Origin of the sequence: Paraburkholderia sp. Clong3, assembly GCF_050436485.1 — a bacterium.
GTDB lineage: Bacteria > Pseudomonadota > Gammaproteobacteria > Burkholderiales > Burkholderiaceae > Paraburkholderia > Paraburkholderia tuberum.
In genome coordinates, this window is sequence record NZ_JBNDMH010000002.1 from 2,442,163 (window position 1) to 2,460,047 (window position 17,885).

Here is a 17,885-nt window from a genome sequence, read left to right on the forward strand (position 1 = left end):
GCGCAACAATGCACGTGACGATCGATCACGGAGGCGGGAGAAGCGATGCGTGAAAAAAAGCGCGAAATGCGCGAGGCGATGGACGCGAATGACCGCAGCTCAGCTGCGACACGCGTGCGCTCAGCGCTTGCGGGAAGGCTTGGGCGGGGAAGAGGCGCGGCGGAATTCCTCGATCACGTCCTCGAATTCGGAGACGTCTTCGAAGCGCCGGTACACGGAAGCGAAACGGACGTAAGCGATCGTGTCGAGCGCGCGCAACTCGTTCATCACGAGTTCGCCGAGGCGCTCGCTACGCACCTCGCGCTCGCCGCTGCCGAGCAGCTGATACTCGATACGGGCGACAGCCGCTTCGATCGCGTCCACCGCAACCGGGCGCTTGCGCAGCGCCAGTTGCATGCTCGCGACGATCTTGCGGCGATCGAATTCCGTGCGCGTACCGTCCTTCTTGACGACCGACGGCAACGCCAGTTCGACCCGCTCATACGTCGTGAAACGCTTGTCGCAGGCCGGGCAGCGGCGGCGCCGGCGGATCGTCGCGCCGTCTTCGGATACGCGCGAGTCGACGACTTGCGTATCGGCATGGCGGCAGAAGGGGCAATGCATGGTTTAGCCGTAAACCGGAAAGCGCTTGGTCAGATCGGCGACCTGAACCTTCACGCGCTCGATCGTCGCGGCATCTTCCGGGTTGTCCAGCACGTCGGCGATCAGGTTGCCGACCTGCTCGGCTTCCTTCACGCCGAAGCCGCGCGTGGTCATGGCCGGAGAACCGAGGCGGATACCCGAGGTCACGAACGGCTTTTCCGGATCATTCGGGATCGCGTTCTTGTTGACCGTGATGTGTGCCGCGCCGAGTGCCGCTTCCGCAGCCTTGCCGGTGATCTTCTTCGCGCGCAGGTCGACCAGCATCACGTGGCTTTCGGTGCGACCCGACACGATGCGCAGACCGCGCTTGACCAGCGTTTCAGCAAGCACACGCGCGTTCTCGACGACCTGCTGCTGATACGCCTTGAATTCCGGCGAAAGCGCTTCCTTGAACGCGACGGCCTTCGCGGCGATCACGTGCATCAACGGACCGCCCTGGATGCCCGGGAAAATCGCCGAGTTGATCGGCTTCTCGAACTCGGCCTTCATCAGGATCACGCCGCCGCGCGGGCCGCGCAGGCTCTTGTGCGTGGTGGTGGTGACGAAATCGGCGTGCGGCACCGGGTTCGGATAAACGCCCGCGGCGACGAGACCGGCGTAGTGCGCCATGTCGACCATGAAGTACGCGCCGACCGACTTCGCGATCTTCGACATGCGTTCGAAATCGATGCGCAGCGCGAACGCGGACGCGCCCGCTACGATCAGCTTCGGCTTGTGTTCTTGCGCGAGCTTCTCGGCGGCGTCGTAGTCGATGTCTTCGGCTTCGTTCAAGCCGTAGCTGACCACGTTGAACCACTTGCCCGACATGTTGACCGGCGAGCCGTGCGTGAGGTGGCCGCCGTGCGCGAGGCTCATGCCCATGATCGTGTCGCCCGGCTTGAGCATCGCGAAGAACACGCCCTGGTTCGCCTGCGAGCCCGAGTTCGGCTGCACGTTCGCGGCTTCGGCGCCGAACAGCTGCTTCACGCGGTCGATCGCCAGCTGCTCGGCAACGTCGACGTATTCACAGCCGCCGTAATAGCGCTTGCCCGGATACCCTTCGGCGTACTTGTTCGTGAGTTGCGAGCCTTGCGCGGCCATCACGGCCGGGCTCGTGTAGTTTTCCGACGCGATCAGTTCGATGTGCTCTTCCTGACGGCGGTTTTCCTGCTCGATGACCTTCCAGAGTTCAGGATCGACGTTGGCGATGGTGCTTTGGGCTCTGTCAAACATACGGGTTCCGTTGAGTGTTTTCAGGTTGACCGGATCGTGCGCCGAATCCTGCGTAGAGGGTACACAGCGGGGTACGCAGCGCTTTGGGCGGCGAGGCTTGCCCTGACGTGGCGAGTGGAGAGTCGCCGCACACGCGAGGCGAGCCAGCCACCGTCAGCGCAGATTAATGCGCGCGGTTCACGGCTGCCCAGGCGAACGGCAAAACGGCACCCTGCGCTTCACGGTGGGTTGTTCCACCTTGAACCCGATTGGTTGAATCGGCTGAGTCGGACGACTCGGTTCTATCGCCAGTCACGCAGGGTCGAGCGCGTTAGTGTATTGGAAGAGGCCCGAATAGGCAACCGACTTGCGGGTGCTCCGGCGGCCGCTGGCGGGGCCTCCGGACGGTTTGGCGGCCCCGCTGCGCAACCATCTGAGGAAAGCGCGCCGGTCGCGCCGCGCACCCGTTGCGCGCCGCCGCGGCAGCCGCCGATCCGGCTCGTGCATCCTTGCCGCATCGTGCCATTGGAAGTAGGCTTTGGGCCTTTGTCTCTTACCGACCAGGGAACTGCAATGATCGTGTTTGTCACAGGAGCGTCGGCCGGATTCGGCGCCGCCATCGCCCGCTCGTTCGTCAAGGGCGGCCATCGCGTCGTCGCCACTGCACGCCGCAAGGACCGTCTGCAAGCACTCGCCGACGAGCTCGGCGACGCGCTGCTGCCGTACGAGCTCGACGTGCGCGATCGCGCCGCCGTCGAAGCCGTGCCCGCCTCGCTGCCGGCGGACTTCGCCGCGATCGACGTGCTCGTCAACAACGCCGGCCTCGCGCTCGGCACCGAGCCGGCTCACAAGGCAAGTCTCGATGAATGGAACACCATGATCGAGACCAATTGCACGGGCCTCGCGCAGGTCACGCATGCGCTGTTGCCCGGCATGGTCGAGCGCAATCGCGGGCATATCTTCAATCTGGGTTCGGTGGCGGGCCGCTGGCCGTACGCGGGCGGCAACGTGTACGGCGCGACCAAGGCGTTCGTGCGCCAGTTCAGCCTGAACCTGCGCGCCGACCTCGCCGGCACGGCGCTGCGCGTGACCGACATCGAGCCGGGTCTGTGCGGCGGCACCGAATTCTCGAACGTGCGATATCGCGGCGACGACGACAAGGCCGCCAAGGTCTACGAAAACGTGCAGCCGCTGACGGCCGAAGACATCGCCGATTCCATCTACTGGATCGCCACGCGCCCAGCCCACGTCAACATCAACACGATCGAGCTGATGCCGGTCGCGCAGTCGTTCGCCGGTCTGTCCGTGCATCGCAGCTGAGTTTGAAGGCGGGCGGCCGCGGCCGCCGCTACCGTTGGTCGCGCCGCCGCCCATCATCGTGCTGGCTTTCTTCTGCGGCACGTCGATAGCCCGCTCCGCCAGTCCCGGCCCGGCCCGGCCGGCAAAGCCGGCTCCCATCGCCGCCGACGCCCGCCACAAGCAACTCACACTTCGAAACAGACCCCGGGTTGTGCGTTCCGGTAGAATGCGCCGCATGAATATGTCGACCAGCCAGCCAGGCACGGAAATCGGCTATACGTGGCCCATCCGCGTGTACTACGAAGATACCGACGCCGGCGGCATCGTGTTTTACGCCAATTACCTGAAGTTTTTCGAACGCGCTCGCACCGAATGGCTGCGCGCGTGCGGCGTCGACCAGCACCGGCTTGCGGAAGAAAACGACGCGATTTTCATCGTGCGCAGTACCGCGGTCGATTACCGGGCTCCGGCCCGACTCGACGACATCGTGAAAATTATCAGCCGGATCGAGCGTCTTGGCCGAGCTTCGGTAGACTTCGTGCAGGAAGCATGGCGCGAAGGCACGCTGCTTGCCACCGGTTCGGTCCGGATTGGCTGTGTGGACCGCGCGACGCTGCGGCCAGCCGCGATCCCGCCGTCGGTTCTCGCCGCGCTGCGGCACGGGCCGGGCACTAGCGAGAGCGCTGACTGAACGACGGCGGCATGTCAACGGACGATCCCTGAGCCTCGTTGTTACGGGGCCAGTGAACTCATACCGGTCAGGTAACACAAAGCATGGTTCGGCTTCGATATCGCCGAAGCTTCCGTTTTGCCCACGGCAAGCTTGAAGCGGCCTTGCAGCCGGACGCCCCCTTTCCGGGACGTTAAAACGAACCTTTATGAACACTACACAAGATCTGTCGATCGTTTCACTCGTACTCAACGCGAGCCTGCTGGCCCAGGCCGTCATGGCTCTGCTGCTGTTGCTGTCGCTACTCTCCTGGACTTTCATCTTCCGCAAGTGGTTTGCGATTCGCCGGGCGCGCGCGCAAACTGAACGCTTCGAGCGTGATTTCTGGTCGGGCGGCGACCTGCAGGCGCTGTATCAGAGCGCCGCGAACAACCGTCACAGGATCGGCGCGCTCGAGCGGATTTTCGAGTCCGGCATGCGGGAATTCCTGAAGGGCAAAGAGAAGCGCCTGAACGATTCGGGCGCGATTCTCGACGGCGCCCGGCGCGCGATGCGCGCGGCGTTCCAACGCGAAATGGACGTTCTCGAAGCGAATCTGGCGTTCCTCGCGTCGGTCGGTTCGGTCAGCCCGTATATCGGTCTGTTCGGCACGGTGTGGGGGATCATGAATGCGTTCCGCGGCCTCGCCAACGTGCAGCAGGCCACGCTCGCGAACGTCGCGCCGGGCATCGCCGAGGCCCTGACCGCCACCGCGATCGGCCTGTTCGCCGCAATTCCGGCCGTGGTCGCCTACAACCGCTACGCGCACGACATCGACCGTCTGGCGATCCGTTTCGAAACCTTCATCGAAGAGTTCTCGAACATCCTGCAGCGCCAGGCACACTGAGGAGGCCATGATGGCAGGCTCCCGTTCCTCCAGCATGCGCGGCTCGCGCTCGCGTCGCGCAATGGCCGACATCAACGTCGTGCCGTACATCGACGTGATGCTCGTGCTGCTAGTGATCTTCATGGTCACGGCGCCGCTCGTCGCGCCGTCGATCGTCAATCTGCCGACCGTCGGCGGCGCGGCGCCCCAACAGCAGACGCCGCCCGTCATCGTCAACATCCGCGCGGACGGCAATATGAGCGTCAAGTACAAGGACGACTCCGGCACGCAGCAGCAGGAAGACATGACGAAGGCTGGCCTCAACGGTTTCATCGCCGATCGGGCACAATCGCACCCCGATCAGCCCGTCGTGATCGCCGCCGACAAAACCGTGAAATACGAAGTCGTGATGAACGTGATGTCCGAGCTGAAGGCTCGGGGCGTCAAGCGCGTCGGATTGCTCGTCAAATCGCAATGATCCGCAAGAACTCCGAATACCCGCTTCAGCCGCCGCGTGAACGCGGCACCGGGCGAGCTTTTCTGTTCGCGCTGGTGATGCATGCGCTGCTCGGATTCTTCCTGTATCGCGGCATCCAATGGCAGAACAGCACGCCCGAGGGCGAGCAGGCGGAACTGTGGACAGAGGTGCCGGATTCGGCGATTCCGCGTCCCGTCGTCACGCCGCCGCCCACGCCGGTCGCCCCTGCTCCGCCCGTGCGCGACGAACAGGCCGACATCGCGCTGCAGGAAAAGAAGCGCCAGCAGCAGGAAGCGGCTCGCGCGGCCCAACTGGCCGAACAGCAGCGCCAGTTGAAGCTGAAAGAGCAGCAGGAAGCGGAAGCGAAGCGGCAGCAACAGCTGGCGGCCGAACAGGCGGCCCAGCTCGCGGCGCAGAAGGCCGCGAAGCTCAAACAGCAGCAGGCGCAACAGCAGCAACAGCAGCAGGCCGAGAAGCTCAAGCAACAGCAGCTCGCCGAGCAGCAGAAGCAACAGCAACTGAAAGAACAGCAGGAGCAGCAGCAAAAGCAGGCTCAGGCAGAAGCGCAGAAGAAGGCTGAGGCGGAGAAAGCGGCGAAGGCCAAGGCGCAAGCCGATGCGGCCGCGCAGGCGAAAAAGCAGCTCGACAACGAACGTCGCGCGCGGCTTGCGCAGATGCAGGGTCTGGCCGGCGGCGTGGGCGGCAGCAGTTCGAGCAGCAACGGCCTGGGCAAGAGCGGAACGGGTAGCGGCTCGGGCGGCACGGCGGCATCGCCGGGTTACGCGGACAAGGTACGACGGCTGGTGCTTCAGCATGTGAACTGGGGCGGCGAAACGGAAGGTCTCGAGACCGTGATCGCCGTGCGTTGTTCGCCGGACGGCAATCAGCTGAGCGCAAACATTACCCGCAGCAGCGGCAACGCCGCGTGGGATGCCGCCGCGTTGCGGGCGGTGAAAGCCTCCGATCCGATGCCTCGGGACGTCAATGGCAAGACGCCGGACTACTTCACTATCACGCTGCGTCCGGCGGCTTGATGTGCAGGCTGACAGCCGACCGGCGGCCAACGCCGCGCCCCACCCGGCGCGGCGTTGCGCGGGAACGAAATAGCCGTTTTCCGGTCTGTCTGCTGTCTTCGAGTATTAAGTAAAACCGTTTTTGAGGAACCCATACAGCATGAGTTTGATGACCAAGCTAGGCCTGCGAACCCTCGTGGCAACGTGCCTGATCGCCGTCGGCGGCGCCGCCAACGCACAACTCAACGTCCTCGTGACGGGCGTCGGATCCACTCAGTTTCCGATCGCAACGGCGAATTTCGCCAATGAAGCGAACTCCCCGCAGCAGGTCAGCACGATCGTGCGTCAGGATCTGCAACGCAGCGGCAAATTTACGAATATCGACGCAGGCTCGACGCCGGTGTCCGAGACCGATTCCGTCGACCTCGGCGCATGGAAGGCGAAAGGCGCCAACGCGTTCGTCGCGGGCAGCGTGAACCGCCTGCCGAACGGCCAGTACGAAGTGCGCTTCAAGCTGTACGACACGGTCAAGGGCGAAAGCCTCGGCGGCCTCGTGCTGGTGAGCCCGGAAAGCGGTCTGCGCATGAGCGCGCACAAGGTCGCGGACTATATTTACGCCAAGCTGATGGGCAGTCGCGGCGTGTTCGCCACGCGCCTGTCGTATGTGATCAAGTCGGGCAACCGCTACCAGCTGCAGATCTCGGATTCGGACGGTCAGGACGCGCACATCGCGCTGTCGAGCCCCGAGCCGATCATCTCGCCGGCCTGGTCGCCCGACGGCACCAAGGTCGCTTACGTGTCGTTCGAGAAGAAGAAGCCGATCGTCTATATCCACGACCTGCCCACGGGCCGGCGCATCGTCGTATCGGACCAGAAGGGCAACAACAGTGCGCCGGCGTGGTCGCCGGATGGCCGCACGCTCGCCGTCGCGCTGTCGCGTACCGGCAATACGCAGATTTTCGCGGTCAACGCGGACGGCAGCGGTCTGCGTCGTCTGACGCAAGGCAGCTCGATCGACACCGAGCCGACCTACTCTCCTGACGGTCAGTGGATCTATTTCACGAGCGACCGCGGCGGCGCACCGCAGATCTACAAGATGCCGGCGCAAGGTGAAAGCGCGGGCGGCGCGCAACGCGTCACGTTTACGGGCAGCTACAACACCAGCCCGCGTGTGAGTCCTGACGGCAAGGAGCTTGCCTACATCTCGCGCGTCGGCGGTGCATTCAAGCTGTACATCCAGGACCTGCAAGGCGGATCCGCCACGGGCCTGACGGACACGACACATGACGAATCGCCGAGCTTCGCGGCGAACGGTCAGTACATTCTTTACGCCACTCAGGTGAACGGCCGTGGCGTGTTGGCCGCAGTATCGACCGACGGTCGCACTCGGCAGGTCCTGTCCGTTCAGGGGGGCAGCGTACGCGAGCCGTCCTGGGGCCCGTTTATGCAATAACGTTGATGCAATAACACAAGGAGAGTAATCAAATGATGTCCAAACTTCGTTTCGCATTCGCCGTCGTGATGGTCGGTGCACTGGCCGCATGTCACTCGGGCGTCAAGCTCGACGAAAACGCCAACAAGGGCGCAGGCTCGGCCCAACCGAACCCGACCGACGTCGCGACGGTCAACGTCGACCCGCTGAACGATCCGAACAGCCCGCTCGCGAAGCGCAGCATCTACTTCGACTTCGACAGCTACTCGGTGAAGGATGACTATCAACCGCTGCTGCAACAACACGCGCAATATCTGAAGAGCCACCCGCAGCGTCACGTGCTGATCCAGGGCAACACCGACGAGCGCGGCACCAGCGAATACAACCTCGCACTCGGCCAGAAGCGTGCTGAAGCCGTGCGTCGTTCGCTGTCGCTGATGGGCGTGTCGGATTCGCAAATGGAGGCCGTGAGCCTCGGCAAGGAAAAGCCGCTGGCAACGGGTCATGACGAAGCGTCGTGGGCACAGAACCGCCGCGCCGACCTCGCGTATCAACAGTAAGTCAACGGGTGGTGAGCCGAATGACGCATCGTTTCTCCTGGCTGCGGTTTGCCGCAGCGGCCTGCGTCGCAGGCACGGCCCTCACGGCCGTGCCCGCCCATGCGGGCATGTTCGACGACGATCAGGCCCGCCAGGCCATTCTCGATCTGCGCTCGAAGACCGATAGTCTGTCGAGCCAGCTATCGGCGGCGCAACGCACGATCCTCGATCAGTCCAACCGTCTCGACCAGCTCAACCAGCAGGTCGCGACGCTGCGCGGACAGAACGAGGACATGGCGAACCAGCTCACGACGCTGCAAAAGCAGCAGAAGGACTACTACACCGATCTCGACACGCGCCTGAAGAAATTCGAGCCGCAGCAACAGACGGTGGACGGCGTCCAGGGCGAGGTGCAGCCGGGTGAAACCGATGCGTTCAACGCGGCTTCACAGCAATTCCGCAGCGGCGACTTCAAGAACGCGGCGGCATCGTTCCGCAGCTTCATCTCCAAATATCCGAACAGCCCCTATCAGCCGACCGCGCAATACTGGCTCGGCAACGCGCTGTATGCACTGCGCGACTACAAGGGTTCGACGACGGTCTGGCAAGGTGTCGTGAAGAACTATCCGCAGCATCCGCGTGCACCTGAAGCGCTGCTCGCGATCGCGAACAATCAGCTCGAACAAGGCCAGAAGGCCGCGGCGAAAAAGACGCTCGAGCAGATCGTCGCGCAATACGCCGGCTCGGACGTCGCGCAGTCGGCGCAGAACAAGCTGTCGCAGATCAAGTAGATCGTGGTGTTGGATTGATCACGTTTTGATGTAGTTGGCAGTAACGCGCAGTGTCCGAAGTGATAGCCACGCGCGCCTCTCGCTGGAAAGCCCGGGTAGTGATGCCCGGGCTTTTCATTTTGGGCGACGGTCTTGCCGAGTTGACAGGGCATTGGTGCGCCGATATAATTTCGCTTCTCTTTTGGGTCGTTAGCTCAGCTGGTAGAGCAGCGGACTTTTAATCCGTTGGTCACAGGTTCGAATCCCGTACGGCCTACCAAAAGATTCGAGGGCTGACATGCGAAAGCATGTCGGCCCTTTTCTTTTTCCTTTGCCCGCGTGTGCAAACAGGTACGCGCGCGGCAAACGAGCCGCCTCTTCCCGCCCGCCTCAACGTAGCCTTCCGTTCAGGCACTGCCCTCCGCCCTCCAACGCCGCCCCAAAAAACCAGGCATCCCGCAACGACATCGCGCCAACGCGCCAGCGCATTCTTATCTTTTTAGTAATTTTCGATTCATGTTTGTGCCACGGGTGGTTTGTAGCCTCGCGACTTGCAATACCGGCTGCAACTTTCAAAAAATTTCACCCACCCTACCCAAACACACAGAATGCAAACCACCCTGAAGGCGCTTCCGATCGCGGTTCTGATCTCCGCCATCTACGGCTGCGGCGGCAGCACCCAAAACCCGTCGAGCACGAGCGCGCCGCAAGGCACCACGAGCAGTACCCCGGCCACGACGACGACGCCCTCGACTTCCGCCAGCAACTACGCGACTGGCAACCTGCTGGTCTCGCGCACAGCCTATGACCCGGCGTTCGCTCTGAGCGGCACGCTGCCTTATAACGCGACGCCCACGACCACCAATGCAGCCCCCGTGACCGCAGTCACGCCGGGCACCTTTCCGAATGTGTTCACCAACGACGCGAACGACGCCAACTTCGGCGTGACGTCGGAAGCGTATCTGGATCAGTGGGCACCGAACGCGACGAGCCCGTCGCAAACGCTGGACATCACCGCCCAGGCCGCGAAAAGCAACGTGAATTTCGCCACCAGCTTCGCCTCGAAGTCGGAACTCGCGCTGAACGTCTCGCTGGATCAGAAATCGCTGACCTTCACCGGCTACAACACGTCGATCGACCAGGCCGATATCTCGAACACGAATACGCCGGGCGTGGTCGACACGACCAACACCGACATCGCAACGCCTACCTACCGTACCGTCGCGCAGCTGAATTTCGCCGATAACAGCCTGTCGTTCACGAACACCAACGCGTACGCCGGCAACAACAGCCGCGCGGCCGTGCTCGCCAACGGCATGTACTACATCGTCGGCAATGCCGGCAATTCGGGCAAGAATCCGAAGCCGACGACGGCCCAGCTCGACATGCTGACGATGAACACCGGCGTGCAAAGCATCTCTCCGGGCAGCCAATGCGCGTTCACGCAAGTGATCGGCGCATTCCAGTCCGGCACGGGCACCGGCACGTACGCGGTCGCACCGGCGGGAACGGCGTGCTCGCTGGCATCGATGGGTTCGATCACGGGCGGCAGCTCGACCGGCGACCAGTTCGGCTTCTCGATCGCGAGCCTGCCGACGACGCCCGCGACCGCCGCCGACAAAACCGGCAAGGACGTCAACCTGCGCGGCCTGTTCGTCGGCCCGGACGGCACGATGTACGTCTCGAAGGGCAGCGGCGGCAATGGCGTGAACACCGTGTACCAGGTGGGCGCGACCGGCGCGCTCGCCAATGGCGGCAAGTTGCCGCAAAACGCCGCGACGACGATCGTGCCTGGTTTCCCGACGACCCTCGCGACCAACCTGACGGCGCTCACGTCGCCTAGCCAGGTGACCGGCACGGTCTATCCGTTCGGGATGTGGATCCCCGCGTCGAATCCGTCGATCATGTTCGTCGCCGACGAAGGCGACGGCACGCCGGGCGACCAGGTGAGCGGCAGCGGCGGCCTGTGGGTCTATCAGAACCAGAACGGCACGTGGATGCCGCTCGCCAACCTGACGACCGGCCTGAACCTCGGCACGGCCTACACGGTGACGGACACGACCGGCGCGTACGGTACGAAGGGCGCGAGCTATACGACGACGCCTGACGGCTTGCGCAACATCACGGGCCAGGTCAACAGCGACGGTTCGTTCACGATCTACGCGGTGACCTCGACGATCGGCAACAGCCTCGGCGCCGCGTTCGATGCGGGCGCCGACTCGAACCAGCTCGTCAAGATCACCGTGAGCATCAACGGTTCGACGGTGAGCTCGACGCAGGGTTTCACCGTGATGCAGACCGCGCCGTATGGCCAGGCGCTGCGCGGCGTCGCACTCGTGCCGAAGTCCTGAGCGGGTTAGTAGATTCAAAAGAAACGACCTGCCATCCGGCAGGTCGTTTTTTCTTGCACGCTCCAACGTAAAATCCGTCACGAGCAATCGCCGTCTCGCCTCAACGCGCCGGCAGTCCCGCATTGAACCGCAACACGATCCTGCAGCCTGGCGTGTTGTCGTGAATCTCCACGACGGCCTCGTGCACCCGCGCGATCGCGGCCACGAGACTCAAGCCGACGCCATGCCCCGAAGTCGCCGCCTCCTGCCCGTTTCTGCTGCGATAGAACGGACGCAGGACAGCATCGCGCTCACCTGCCTCGATACCGGGTCCAGTATCCGCGACCTGCACGACGGGCCTTCCCGCTTCAAGCGTTGCTTGCAGCGTCACCGCGCCGCCACCGGGCGTAAACTTCAGCGCGTTATCGAGCAGATTCTCGATAGCGCCGAACAGCAGATCCACGTCGCCGCGCGCGAAAACTGGTTTGGACGCAAGCACCGCGACGGACAAACGACGGTTCTCCGCGACCGGCTCGTACAACTCCGCGACGTCGCGCAGGATGGTGTCCAGCGACACGTCGCAGAAGCTCGCGCGTCTGACATCCGCTTCGACCTCCGCGATCCTCAATAGCGCGGTGAAACGGTTCAGCACAACGTCCGATTGCGCGATCGCGGTGTCGACGGCGCTCGTGTAGTCGTCGACGGTATGCGAGCGCCGCCGCGTGCGTTCGAGGCCCGCGCGCAGATGCGTCATCGGCGTGCGCAGATCGTGCGCGATGCCCGCGCACACGCCGCGCACTTCGGCCACCAGCCGCTCGATTTCATCGAGCATCAGGTTGACGATTTCCGCGAGACGATCGAGATCGTGATGCGTGCCGCGATTCGACAGACGCCGGCTCAACTGGCCCGCCATGATCTCGCGCGCCGTCAGACTCATCGAGCGGATACGTCGGTTCGACATCGCGTGAAGCGCGGCGCCGCAGCCCACGGCAAGCAGAATCGTCAGCATGAGCCCGAGGCACAGGATCTTCACGAGCGTATGGTCGAAATGAATGATCTCGTCGATCGAGTGACCGACGACCACCCGCAGACCGCTACGCGTCGGCACGATGATGCCGCGAAAATGACTGGCCAGCGACGGCGGCCCGTCGTCCATTGCTTGCGTGTAGTAGAACGGCCGGCGCTCGCGCTCGGCCGGCAACGCACGGATATTGCCGGCGAGCCAGCGGCCTTCTTCGTCGAACACGCCATAGGGCCGGCTGCTCGCGATGTCGCGCCGGCTCAGCGCCGCGATATTGGCGATCGCCTCGGCGCGGCCGATCGAGCTGAACTCGGCCACTTCTCCGCGCAGCCGTTCATCGACCTCGTGCAGCAGATACGTGTGCATCATCCAGTAGAGCATCGCGAACAGCACGACCGCGCAACTGATGAACACCATCAGCAGCCAGGTGACGTTGTTGGCCGGCAGGCGCGGCCAGCGCCTATTCGCTGGCACGGAGGACATAGCCGACATTTCGAACCGTGTGGATCATCAGCGAAAACCGTCCGTTCATACTGATCTTGCGGCGCAGGTGACCGATATGCATGTCGATCACGTTGGTCTGCGCATTGAAGTGGTAATTCCAGACTGACTCGAACAGCATCGCGCGCGTCACCGGCTGCTCCGTATGCAGCATCAGGTATTTGAGCAACTGGTACTCGCGGGGCTTCAACTCGATCGACTCGCCCGCCCGGCTGACCTGGCGCGTGCCAATATCGAGCACGAGATCGCCGACGCTCAGCATGAGCGGCTGCTCCGTGGAAGAGCGGCGGCGCAGCAGCGCATTGAGGCGCGCGGTCAATTCCAGACTGTCGAACGGTTTGGTCAGGTAATCGTCGCCGCCGGTGCGCAGGCCGCGCACGCGTTCGTCGACCGCTGACAGCGCGCTCAATATCAGCACCGGGGTCTCTTTGCCGACGTTGCGCAACGTGGACAGAATCGACAAGCCATCCACGTCGGGCAGCATCCGGTCGAGCACGACGGCGTCGAAATCGCCGTTGAGCGCGCGCAGCAGGCCGGCATGGCCGCTCGGCACGCTTTCCACGGCGAATTCGTAGTCCTCGAGCGCAGTGGAGACTTCGAGCCTCACACGCTCGTCATCTTCGACGACGAGAATGCGGGGTCTGCGCCCCGCGGGGTAGTTGATCGCTGCTCTGTTTTTCAAGAGGACGTCGTTTCCTGTGGTCGTGCGTCGCCGCATGAACGGCGACGTCAATAGCGGGGGCCGCCTATGCGGGCGCGGAGTATGACATGGCCATGTTGCTGCTTCATGACGCGTCCCGGGCGGAGCCGAAAACCGTTCACACGTGCAACTAGTCGAGCTTCAGTGCCGCGCGCACTTCCGCCTTCGCATCGGCAAAGTCGCGCTGAAAATCCGGATTGGCCATCAGCGCCGCTGCGACGAGCGTTCCGTCGATGCGACCCGCTTCGACATCGCTCGGATAGTGGACGCCGTCGACGACGCGGTTCTTGCCGAATTCGCGCCCACGCGCGAATAGCGCATCGCGCTTTTCGGGGACCATCTGCGCGAGCAGGATCGCGCACAGATAGCCGAAGGTCGCGTGACCGCTCGGGTACGAGTTGTAGTCGTCGCCGGGCCGCTTCGGCACGATCGGTTGCACGTCGCGGCTCGCGATGAAGGGCCGCGCGCGGCTAAAGAAATGCTTGCCGCCTTTTGCGACCCGCTCGGCATCGTGATCGACGGCTTCGAACAGCGCAGCGGTTTTCGGCAGACCGGCTTCGTTGAAGTCCGGTCCGAGCACATCCGCGAAACGGAACACGGACTTGGTCGCGTCCGCCTTCGCGCGCGCCACCTGCTCCGGCGTGCGGCTGCGCTGCGCGTTCAGCACGGCATCGAGATCGGCTTGCTGACGCTCGGAGCCATCGGCGGCAGGTGGCGCGAGCAGCACGCCAAGCGGAATTTGACGGGCGTCGAGATAGCTTGCCTGCGCGGACGGTGCGGCGTAACTCGCCGCACTTGCAGCGACGAAGAGGGAAGCCGCGAGCGGCAAGGAGGTAAAGCGTTTCATCGTGTACGAGAAATGAAGAGAGATTGCAACGAAGTGGCACGGCGCTATCGCCGCCAGGAGAAAAGGCGTGATTCACCGCCTGAACGGTGCTGCCGATGCTAGTGCGCACGTATGAATGCGCGGTGTCCACAAACTTACAAACCTGAGCGCGTCGCGTAGCGTTAGTGCGAATCGCGCTGTTGTGGGGCATCCGTAATAGCAACATTAGATTCGTAAGATACCGATCACTTCGCATTAACGGACGGTTGATAGCATCCCGCCTCGTTCGACTCCCAGTTCATCGCCCCACTCGCGAAAGGATGCTGCACCATGCAACGGGTTAGTTTTCCCCTTAGAAAGAAGCCGCTGACGCAATTCGTTCTTGCCACACTGTGCGCGACCGGCGCACAGATCTCGCATGCCCAGACCTCGGGCGATCTCGGCTCCGTGCAAAGCACGGCCGTCTCATCATCGAACAGCGGCACGGCCACCAGCACCAACGTGCAGTCGGCACCGGCACAGGCGCCGTCGCAAGGCTCGCTCACCGCAAGCCAACCGCAGTCGGTGATCAGCCGGCACTACATCGAAAACAGTACCGCTCCGACCGCGAACTACAGCGAGATCGTGCAGATCGCGCCGAGCGTGTCGAATGTTTCTCCGAACGGCTCCGGCCTGATGGAATCGCAGAGCCTGTCCATTCGCGGCTTTCAGGACGGTCAGTACAACGTGACATTCGACGGCATCCCGTTTGGCGATACCAACGACTTCACCCATCATTCGACGTCGTTTTTCTCGAACCGGGTGCTCGGCAATATCGTCGTCGACCGCGGTCCCGGCGACGCTTCGCAGATCGGCTTCGCCACCTTCGGCGGAACGATCAGCCTGCAGTCGAGGGATCCGTCGGCATCGCCGGCATTCTCGGTGCTCGGCTCGTACGGCAGCTTCGACACATGGCAGGCCGGCGCCGAGTTCAATACCGGCTATCTGCAGCAATGGGGCGATGCGCGCGCAATGGTCGGCTATGCGCAGAGCAGCAGCGACGGTTATCTGACCAACGCGGACCAGCGCCGTCAGAACGTCTACTTCAAGCTCGACAAGCCGATCGGCGACAACACGCTGCTCACGCTGTTCGCGACTTACAACAACATCCACCAGAACGTGCCGCTCGGCGCGACGGCCGCGCAGATCCAGCAGTTCGGTCCCAACTTCGGTCTTAGCGCCGACCCGACGAGTCAGGCCTATGCCGGCTACAACTTCGACAAGATCAACACGGACTTCGAATACATCGGCGTGAAAACGAAGGTCGCCGAGTGGGTGATCGACAACAAGCTCTATACGTACGGTTACTACCACAACGGCTTCAACGGTCTGGACCCGAACGGTGAAACGCCAAACGGCACGATCTTCGGCCCGAACAACGTGCCGGGCCAGGAAATGAACAACAACTACCGCGCGTTTGGCGACGTCCTCGCGCTCGAGCGGCAGCTCGGTCCCGGCAAGCTGCAGACCGGCATGTGGATCGCACACCAGTCCAACTTCCGCGACAACTTCAATGTCGATTCGTCGCTGAACTTCGCGTTCATCTCGCAGAACTTCACGATGAACGACACGATGCTGACGTTTCAGCCGTATCTGCAATACGCCTGGCAACTGCAGAACGGTTTGACGATTACGCCGGGACTCAAGTACGTGTCGTTCAACCGCAGCATCGATACGCCGATGAACCAGAAGACCGGTGAGCCGCTCGATTTCAGCCACACGTGGGACAAGGTGCTGCCGTCGTTGACGCTGCACCAGCAGATCACACCGCAATGGAGCGCGTATGCGCAGTACGCGCAGGGCTTTCTCGCGCCGAACCTGAACGTGTTCTATGTCAACGATCCGACCGTCTCGGGACAACCCGATCCGGAACAGACCGACAACTACCAGATCGGCACGACGTACAAAACGGGGCGTCTGACCGTCGCCGCCGATCTGTACTACATCAACTTCCGCAACGCGGTGACGAGCCGCACGGTCGGCAACAACGTGATCTTCTCGAATGCGGGTGGTGCGACCTACAAGGGCGTCGAAACCGAAGCGACCTTGTCGGTCGGCGACGGCTTCAGCCTGTACGGCAATCTGACCTTCAATTCGGCCAAACAGAAGAGCACCAATACGTGGATGCCGAACGCGCCGCAATCGACGGCCGCCGCCGGCGTGCTCTACGAACGCGGGCCGCTCAACGGTTCGTTGCTGATGAAGTTCGTCGGCCATCAGTATGGCGATACCGGCAACACCCAGCCGATCGGCGGCTATGCGATCACCAACTTCGCCAGCTCGTACACGTTTGCCCGACTCGCACCGTGGACGCATGACACGCGCCTCGGCTTCCAGATCGACAACCTTTTCAACCGCACCAGCATCAATGCGCTGGCCGGCTACACCGTCGCGGACAACACACCGCTTTACTGGACCATCCCGGGCCGCGCGTTCGTCGCGACGCTGTCCACCGATTTCTGAACGGAGCTTCTTTCATGACTGTCGATAACCTGCTGCACCTCGCGAACAATTCCGGTGGCGTGTTGTATGTGATTGCCGCCATGCTGTTCGTTGCCCTGACGATCATCATCGAGCGCTCGTGGTTCCTGCAGCGCGCATCGAGCGGCAGCCGCGCGGTGCTCGACCAGATCGACCGCCTCGAACAACTGAACGCCGCCTCGCTGACGGCATGCGCCGAACAGTTTCAGGCGCTGCCGATGGCGAGCCTGCTGAAGGTCGCCGGCCGGCTTGCCGGTCAGACGTCGCGCGATGAGCTCGATGCGTGTCTCGACGAAGCGATCATGCGCGAAGCACCGAACATCGACCGCTTCCTGTGGGTGCTCGACACGATCGTCACGCTCGCGCCGTTGCTCGGTCTGTTCGGCACGATCGTCGGTATGTTCAACGCGTTCCAGGTGCTGTCGAATCCGGGCAACGCACCGACCCAGGTCACGGGCGGCGTGGCCGAGGCACTCATCGCTACGGCGTCGGGTCTGTTCGTCGCGATGATCGGCCTCGTGTTCTTCAACGGCCTGCACAACCGCGTAAGAGGCGTCGTCCATCAGCTCGAAACCGTGAAGGCGGCGCTCGTGAACCGGCTTGCGGCCAGAACGCATGAGTCGCTCAAGCCGGTGCATGAAGTGCCGCGCCCGGTGGTCGGCAAATTCGCCTCGCAGGGAGTCTGACGATGAAGTATTTCGAGGCGCGAAAGGCGCGCATCGAGATCATCCCGATGATCGACATCATGTTCTTCCTACTGGTGTTCTTCATCATGATCACGCTGCACATGATCCCGAACGCGGGGCTGCGCTCGCAGCTGCCGTCGAGCGCCACGGCGCAAGCGCTGCCGCCGCCGCAGGTCACGGTAACGCTCGCGACCGACGGCAGTCTGTCGGTCGACGGCCGCACGCTGAGCCTTGCGCAATTGACCACCCTGCTCGCCGCCCGCACGGACGTCGCGCATACGGTCGTGACGATTGCCGGCTCGAAGCAGGCGCAGATCCAGCACCTCGTCTCGGTGATGGACGCGTGCCGCGCCGCGGGTGTATCGCAAATCGCGCTCGCCGCGCAGCCCGTGGCGAACTGAT

17 protein-coding genes, 1 tRNA gene and 1 riboswitch are annotated in these 17,885 nt (G+C 63.1%); of the genes, 13 read left to right on the forward strand and 5 right to left on the reverse strand.

Annotation, left to right across the window (positions count from 1 at the left end; translation table 11 throughout):
- Window positions 1-120: 120 nt before the first annotated feature.
- A complete protein-coding gene (nrdR, locus tag OKW30_RS15440) occupies window positions 121-603 on the reverse strand; it encodes a transcriptional regulator NrdR (protein ID WP_008919734.1) in 483 nt (160 codons plus the stop codon).
- Window positions 604-606: 3 nt separating this feature from the next.
- Window positions 607-1,854, reverse strand: a complete 1,248-nt coding sequence (glyA, locus tag OKW30_RS15445) for a serine hydroxymethyltransferase (protein WP_090803175.1) — start codon at window positions 1,852-1,854, stop codon at window positions 607-609.
- A 178-nt stretch (window positions 1,855-2,032) separates the two neighbouring features.
- Window positions 2,033-2,159: riboswitch (ZMP/ZTP riboswitch) on the reverse strand.
- Window positions 2,160-2,406: 247 nt separating this feature from the next.
- Here glyA and ydfG point away from each other — a divergent pair.
- The 10 genes from ydfG (at window position 2,407) to OKW30_RS15495 (ending at window position 11,250) form a co-directional block, all read left to right on the forward strand.
- On the forward strand, window positions 2,407-3,153 hold the full coding sequence (gene ydfG, locus OKW30_RS15450) for a bifunctional NADP-dependent 3-hydroxy acid dehydrogenase/3-hydroxypropionate dehydrogenase YdfG (protein ID WP_184067382.1): 747 nt from the start codon (window positions 2,407-2,409) through the stop codon (window positions 3,151-3,153).
- A gap of 205 nt (window positions 3,154-3,358) precedes the next feature.
- Window positions 3,359-3,823, forward strand: a complete 465-nt coding sequence (ybgC, locus tag OKW30_RS15455; protein ID WP_184055415.1) for a tol-pal system-associated acyl-CoA thioesterase — start codon at window positions 3,359-3,361, stop codon at window positions 3,821-3,823.
- A 187-nt stretch (window positions 3,824-4,010) separates the two neighbouring features.
- Window positions 4,011-4,688 (forward strand): protein TolQ, encoded by a 678-nt coding sequence (gene tolQ / locus OKW30_RS15460; protein WP_090803171.1) that lies wholly within the window; start codon window positions 4,011-4,013, stop codon window positions 4,686-4,688.
- A 10-nt stretch (window positions 4,689-4,698) separates the two neighbouring features.
- Window positions 4,699-5,145, forward strand: a complete 447-nt coding sequence (tolR, locus tag OKW30_RS15465; protein ID WP_026225609.1) for a protein TolR — start codon at window positions 4,699-4,701, stop codon at window positions 5,143-5,145.
- On the forward strand, window positions 5,142-6,179 hold the full coding sequence (tolA, locus tag OKW30_RS15470) for a cell envelope integrity protein TolA (protein ID WP_429347048.1): 1,038 nt from the start codon (window positions 5,142-5,144) through the stop codon (window positions 6,177-6,179). Before tolR ends, tolA begins: the two co-directional genes overlap by 4 nt.
- Window positions 6,180-6,318: 139 nt before the next feature.
- Complete coding sequence (tolB, locus tag OKW30_RS15475; protein WP_184067376.1) at window positions 6,319-7,611, forward strand: Tol-Pal system beta propeller repeat protein TolB; 1,293 nt, start codon at window positions 6,319-6,321, stop codon at window positions 7,609-7,611.
- A 32-nt stretch (window positions 7,612-7,643) separates the two neighbouring features.
- Complete coding sequence (gene pal / locus OKW30_RS15480; RefSeq protein WP_184067373.1) at window positions 7,644-8,150, forward strand: peptidoglycan-associated lipoprotein Pal; 507 nt, start codon at window positions 7,644-7,646, stop codon at window positions 8,148-8,150.
- 20 nt (window positions 8,151-8,170) lie between these two features.
- Entirely contained in the window at window positions 8,171-8,920 is a 750-nt protein-coding gene (gene ybgF / locus OKW30_RS15485) for a tol-pal system protein YbgF (protein WP_184034372.1), read from the forward strand.
- Window positions 8,921-9,103: 183 nt separating this feature from the next.
- Window positions 9,104-9,179, forward strand: a tRNA-Lys gene (locus tag OKW30_RS15490).
- A gap of 328 nt (window positions 9,180-9,507) precedes the next feature.
- Window positions 9,508-11,250: a hypothetical protein gene (locus OKW30_RS15495; protein ID WP_429347049.1), complete on the forward strand. Its 1,743-nt coding sequence runs from the start codon at window positions 9,508-9,510 to the stop codon at window positions 11,248-11,250.
- 100 nt (window positions 11,251-11,350) lie between these two features.
- Here OKW30_RS15495 and OKW30_RS15500 read toward each other — a convergent pair whose 3' ends face one another.
- The 3 genes from OKW30_RS15500 to OKW30_RS15510 all read right to left on the reverse strand — a co-directional run bounded on the left by OKW30_RS15500 (window position 11,351) and on the right by OKW30_RS15510 (window position 14,298).
- Window positions 11,351-12,733, reverse strand: a complete 1,383-nt coding sequence (locus OKW30_RS15500; protein WP_429347050.1) for a sensor histidine kinase — start codon at window positions 12,731-12,733, stop codon at window positions 11,351-11,353.
- Window positions 12,711-13,433 carry a response regulator transcription factor gene (locus tag OKW30_RS15505; protein ID WP_184067365.1) on the reverse strand — a complete coding sequence of 241 codons (723 nt, stop codon included), beginning with the start codon at window positions 13,431-13,433 and terminating at the stop codon, window positions 12,711-12,713. Before OKW30_RS15505 ends, OKW30_RS15500 begins: the two co-directional genes overlap by 23 nt.
- Before the next feature lie 148 nt (window positions 13,434-13,581).
- On the reverse strand, window positions 13,582-14,298 hold the full coding sequence (locus tag OKW30_RS15510) for an acid phosphatase (RefSeq protein ID WP_184067362.1): 717 nt from the start codon (window positions 14,296-14,298) through the stop codon (window positions 13,582-13,584).
- Window positions 14,299-14,607: 309 nt separating this feature from the next.
- Between OKW30_RS15510 and OKW30_RS15515 the strand changes: the two genes are divergently transcribed.
- The 3 genes from OKW30_RS15515 to OKW30_RS15525 are packed head-to-tail and all read left to right on the forward strand — an operon-like array spanning window position 14,608 to window position 17,884.
- Complete coding sequence (locus OKW30_RS15515; RefSeq protein ID WP_429347051.1) at window positions 14,608-16,779, forward strand: TonB-dependent receptor; 2,172 nt, start codon at window positions 14,608-14,610, stop codon at window positions 16,777-16,779.
- A gap of 14 nt (window positions 16,780-16,793) precedes the next feature.
- Window positions 16,794-17,483, forward strand: coding sequence for a MotA/TolQ/ExbB proton channel family protein (locus OKW30_RS15520; protein WP_184067356.1), 690 nt, complete (start codon window positions 16,794-16,796; stop codon window positions 17,481-17,483).
- 2 nt (window positions 17,484-17,485) lie between these two features.
- The gene (locus OKW30_RS15525; RefSeq protein WP_090803146.1) at window positions 17,486-17,884 is read left to right on the forward strand and encodes an ExbD/TolR family protein; all 399 of its coding nucleotides are present in this window, start codon (window positions 17,486-17,488) and stop codon (window positions 17,882-17,884) included.
- The last annotated feature ends 1 nt before the right edge of the window (window position 17,885 follow it).

Excerpts from the sequence above, each read along its gene's own strand:
- glyA (WP_090803175.1), bottom strand. The coding sequence starts at position 1,854 with ATGTTTGACAGAGCCCAAAGCACCATCGCCAACGTCGATCCTGAACTC.
- OKW30_RS15525 (WP_090803146.1), top strand. The coding sequence starts at position 17,486 with ATGAAGTATTTCGAGGCGCGAAAGGCGCGCATCGAGATCATCCCGATG.
- ybgF (WP_184034372.1), top strand. The coding sequence starts at position 8,171 with ATGACGCATCGTTTCTCCTGGCTGCGGTTTGCCGCAGCGGCCTGCGTC.
- ybgC (WP_184055415.1), top strand. The coding sequence starts at position 3,359 with ATGCGCCGCATGAATATGTCGACCAGCCAGCCAGGCACGGAAATCGGC.
- OKW30_RS15495 (WP_429347049.1), top strand. The coding sequence starts at position 9,508 with ATGCAAACCACCCTGAAGGCGCTTCCGATCGCGGTTCTGATCTCCGCC.
- tolB (WP_184067376.1), top strand. The coding sequence starts at position 6,319 with ATGAGTTTGATGACCAAGCTAGGCCTGCGAACCCTCGTGGCAACGTGC.
- pal (WP_184067373.1), top strand. The coding sequence starts at position 7,644 with ATGATGTCCAAACTTCGTTTCGCATTCGCCGTCGTGATGGTCGGTGCA.
- tolA (WP_429347048.1), top strand. The coding sequence starts at position 5,142 with ATGATCCGCAAGAACTCCGAATACCCGCTTCAGCCGCCGCGTGAACGC.
- tolR (WP_026225609.1), top strand. The coding sequence starts at position 4,699 with ATGGCAGGCTCCCGTTCCTCCAGCATGCGCGGCTCGCGCTCGCGTCGC.
- tolQ (WP_090803171.1), top strand. The coding sequence starts at position 4,011 with ATGAACACTACACAAGATCTGTCGATCGTTTCACTCGTACTCAACGCG.
- OKW30_RS15500 (WP_429347050.1), bottom strand. The coding sequence starts at position 12,733 with ATGTCCTCCGTGCCAGCGAATAGGCGCTGGCCGCGCCTGCCGGCCAAC.
- OKW30_RS15520 (WP_184067356.1), top strand. The coding sequence starts at position 16,794 with ATGACTGTCGATAACCTGCTGCACCTCGCGAACAATTCCGGTGGCGTG.
- ydfG (WP_184067382.1), top strand. The coding sequence starts at position 2,407 with ATGATCGTGTTTGTCACAGGAGCGTCGGCCGGATTCGGCGCCGCCATC.
- OKW30_RS15510 (WP_184067362.1), bottom strand. The coding sequence starts at position 14,298 with ATGAAACGCTTTACCTCCTTGCCGCTCGCGGCTTCCCTCTTCGTCGCT.
- nrdR (WP_008919734.1), bottom strand. The coding sequence starts at position 603 with ATGCATTGCCCCTTCTGCCGCCATGCCGATACGCAAGTCGTCGACTCG.
- OKW30_RS15515 (WP_429347051.1), top strand. The coding sequence starts at position 14,608 with ATGCAACGGGTTAGTTTTCCCCTTAGAAAGAAGCCGCTGACGCAATTC.